We start from the raw sequence: 3,206 nt of genomic DNA, 5'->3' as shown, positions 1-3,206 counted from the left end.
GGGAACCGGACAGAATGCGAAATGTCGCGCGAGAGTTTCATCGGTCGGACCGCTCAATCGGTCGCCACCGTGCTGTGGGGATCGATTGGGAGATCCTGACACCAGCCATGCGGAGAGGCAGCAGGGTGACTGATCGGACCGGGGTGGGTCAGATCTCGGTGCTCGGCAGTGGGTAAGTCTACGCGCGAGTTGACAACCGGACACAATGCGAACTTTCGGGCGAGTTCCATCGAACGGATCGCACACGCGGTCATGCCCGAAAGGTGAGGATCTGCCACATCGGCACGCCCATCGCTTCTCGGCAAATGACTCGATGTCACCGACAACGCCCCACTCCCCCTGCTGTTCCTATAACTCGATCTACCAGAACCACTTCCAGGCAACAAAGAGGATAACCGGCCCTGCGTGTGCTTCGACAAAGAGCAGCATGCCAACAATCGGCGCGTGCCTGGACCGCTCGATCGTCGCCACCTTGCCGCCTCGATCACGCCAGCAGTAGATCCAAAACATAACTACAAACATCCCGAACACCGTTCCTAAGACGAACGGCTTCGCGATCGGCAAGTTCGGCCAAGGTGGCACTCCCACGATCCGGCTGATGCCGAAGAGGATCATGAATCCATGCACCCAAAGCGTATACCCGGTGTAGATAGCTGCGGCTTCCTTCGCGCTCCCCCTGAGAGGCGTGCGCTCGAGGAAGGCGTAGAGCGTTACAAAGATCCAGTCTACTAGTTTCATAGCGTGCTTTGGAGGCGCGGGGTCGCTACGGACAAGGCGTAACGACTTCTTGCGACTCCTCGGACCGCGCGCCCTCGGATGCACTGTTCTCTTCAAACATCTCGTAGAACCCGTCGAACGCGCCCAACATGTCCAGACCAGCGCCAGTCACCGCGATGATCGGACCCGCGACGGGGATGAATGCGATAGCCGTCAATGCTCCGCTCACTCCTGCACGAGCGAAGCTGCGCGGCGATCCCCCGCTAGTGGATATGTCGTACACTGCGATTGCCGCCGCCCCCGCGGGTCCAGCAATCTTAGCGGCTTTGCCGGCGCCTACAAGTCGCGCTTGATTTGCCCTCGCCGCCTTGACCGTAGAGCCGCTGATGTATTGATTGCCCCTAAAGCCATCCTTGTAGATTGACCTTCCCCCACCTTGCGTACCAGAGTCTATGAGAGTTCCTGCACCGTTGGGAGTCGCTGCCGGGCCGACCGGAGCGCAGCGCAGGGAGGACCGGCAGCGATCGATTCCGGCGCCGGAGGCCGGTACCCCAGCGCGCTGTGCGGCCTGATCCCGTTGTAGCGCCGCCGCCATTGCTCGATCAGGATACGAGCCTCCAGCACCGTGTGGAAGTGCTCGCCGTTCAGGAGCTCGTCCCGCAGCTTCCCGTTGAAGCTCTCCACGTACCCGTTCTCCCAGGGGCTGCCTGGCTCGATGTACAGCGTCCTGACCCCCACCCTGGCCAGCCACTCACGCACGGCCGTCGCCGTGAATTCGCTGCCGTTGTCCGAGCGCAGATGCCCAGGCACCCCGCGCGTCGCCATCAGCCACGCCAGACGCTCGAGCACATCGTCGCTCGTCAGGCGTCGCGCCACATCGATCGACAGGCATTCCCGAGTGAACTCGTCCAGGATCACCAGCATCCGCAGCGGCAATCCCTCGCGCGTCCTCGCGCTCACGAAGTCGTAGGCCCACACATGGTCCCGCCGCTCCGGGCGAAGCCGGATGCACGAGCCGTCGTTCAGCCAGAGTCGGCCTCGCTTCGGCTGTTTCTGCGGCACTTTCAGCCCTGCCTCCTTCCAGATCCGTTCCACGCGCTTGTGATTCACCCTCCAGCCCTCGTTCCTCAGCAATGCGTTGATCCGCGGCGATCCGTAGCGGCCGTACACCGCCGCCAGTTCCACGATCCGAGCCGTCAGCCGATCCTCATCGTCTCGCACCTCCGGCGTGTACCGCTGCACCGCCCTGGCTTGCCCCAGCACCTGGCACGCCCGACGCTCGGAAACACCCAGCTCCACCTGCGCCTGCTCCACCGCCTGGCGCCGACGAGCCGGGCTCAGAAGTTTGGGCGTGCCGCCTCCCGAAGGATCGCCTTGTCCAGCTCCGCGTCAGCGAGCAGCCGCTTGAGGCGCGCGTTCTCCTGCTCCAGCTCCTTGAACCGCTTGGCCTGATCGACCTTCAGACCGCCGTATTCGCGACGCCAGCGGAAGTAGGTCGGCTCGGTCACTCCGAGCAGCCGGCACACCCCGGCCACCGAGTTGCCCTTGCCAAGTTCCACCTCCGCCTGCCGAAGCTTGTTGACGATCTCCTCCGCCGAATGACGTTTCCTGGCCATGATCCCGATCCTCCTGATCCAGGCCGAAGACTATCGCTCCGACTGGACCTGTTTCAGGGGGAAAGGTCAGTCTGTGCAAGCGCTTGTGCAAGGGGGAGGGCCAGGGGGAAGGGAAGGCGCTAATCTCCGACCACCAAGACCCGCGGCGTATACTTCGCCCGTGCGTTGGGAAGATCACATCTCGGTGACCTCGGGCGTGCGGAGCGGCAAGCCCTGCATCAAGGGCACGCGGATCACAGCCGTTGATGTCCTCCAATACCTCGCCTCCGGAATGACCGAGGCTCAGATTCTGGCCGACTTTCCCCAGCTTCGGCCCGAGCACATCAGGGCCGTCCTCGCGTACGCGGCGGAGCGGGAACAGCGACTCGCTGACCCGCACGCGGCGTGAAGCTGCTCTTCGACGAGAATCTGAGCCGGGGGTTGGTGGCGTTGCTTCGCGACGCGTACCCCGAGAGCGCGCATGTCGTCGATTTCCTGCCCCCTTCGAGCGCGGACCCCGTGATCTGGGAGCACGCCAAGGCACACGGCTTCGCGATCGTCACCAAGGACGACGACTTCAACGCATTGAGCCTCGTTCACGGCGCTCCACCCAAGATCATCTGGATTCGCCCTGGCAATGTCTCGACCGAAGCGGTCGCCGAGAGTCTTCGCCGAGCGAGGCGGTTGATGGAGGAGTTCGTCGCCGACCCGCGGCAAGCAATTCAGACGCTCGCGGTTCGCTGACCGGATGTCCCTGCGAGCGCCGGCAGCGCCTCCACCGCCCCCGCCACATCGAGCAGCTTCGGGTCGGTGTAGACGTTCGCGGTGAGGCTCGGATCGCTGTGACGCATCGCGGCCTGCGCGGTGCGGAGCGGGACGCCGGCGCGGCAGAGG

3 protein-coding genes and 1 pseudogene are annotated in these 3,206 nt (G+C 63.9%); 2 read left to right on the top strand and 2 right to left on the bottom strand.

The window, feature by feature from the left end:
* Positions 1-360: 360 nt before the first annotated feature.
* Together KF724_13835 and KF724_13830 are read right to left on the bottom strand one after the other, a co-directional pair.
* A complete protein-coding gene (locus KF724_13835) occupies positions 361-738 on the bottom strand; it encodes a hypothetical protein (GenBank protein MBX3356769.1) in 378 nt (125 codons plus the stop codon).
* Positions 739-1,239: 501 nt separating this feature from the next.
* Positions 1,240-2,333: pseudogene (locus KF724_13830) on the bottom strand (IS3 family transposase).
* Positions 2,334-2,493: 160 nt separating this feature from the next.
* On the opposite strand from KF724_13830, the gene KF724_13825 reads away from it, so the two are divergent.
* Both KF724_13825 and KF724_13820 read left to right on the top strand, forming a co-directional pair.
* Entirely contained in the window at positions 2,494-2,721 is a 228-nt protein-coding gene (locus KF724_13825; protein ID MBX3356768.1) for a DUF433 domain-containing protein, read from the top strand.
* Positions 2,718-3,056 carry a DUF5615 family PIN-like protein gene (locus tag KF724_13820; GenBank protein ID MBX3356767.1) on the top strand — a complete coding sequence of 113 codons (339 nt, stop codon included), beginning with the start codon at positions 2,718-2,720 and terminating at the stop codon, positions 3,054-3,056. Before KF724_13825 ends, KF724_13820 begins: the two co-directional genes overlap by 4 nt.
* The last annotated feature ends 150 nt before the right edge of the window (positions 3,057-3,206 follow it).

The organism is Phycisphaeraceae bacterium (genome assembly GCA_019636735.1).
Lineage (GTDB): Bacteria > Planctomycetota > Phycisphaerae > Phycisphaerales > SM1A02 > VGXK01.
This window is presented reverse-complemented; position numbering and strand designations above follow the sequence as displayed.

What these genes read in the sequence shown, in the direction of transcription:
- KF724_13835 (MBX3356769.1), bottom strand. Translation starts at nt 738, where the DNA reads ATGAAACTAGTAGACTGGATCTTTGTAACGCTCTACGCCTTCCTCGAG.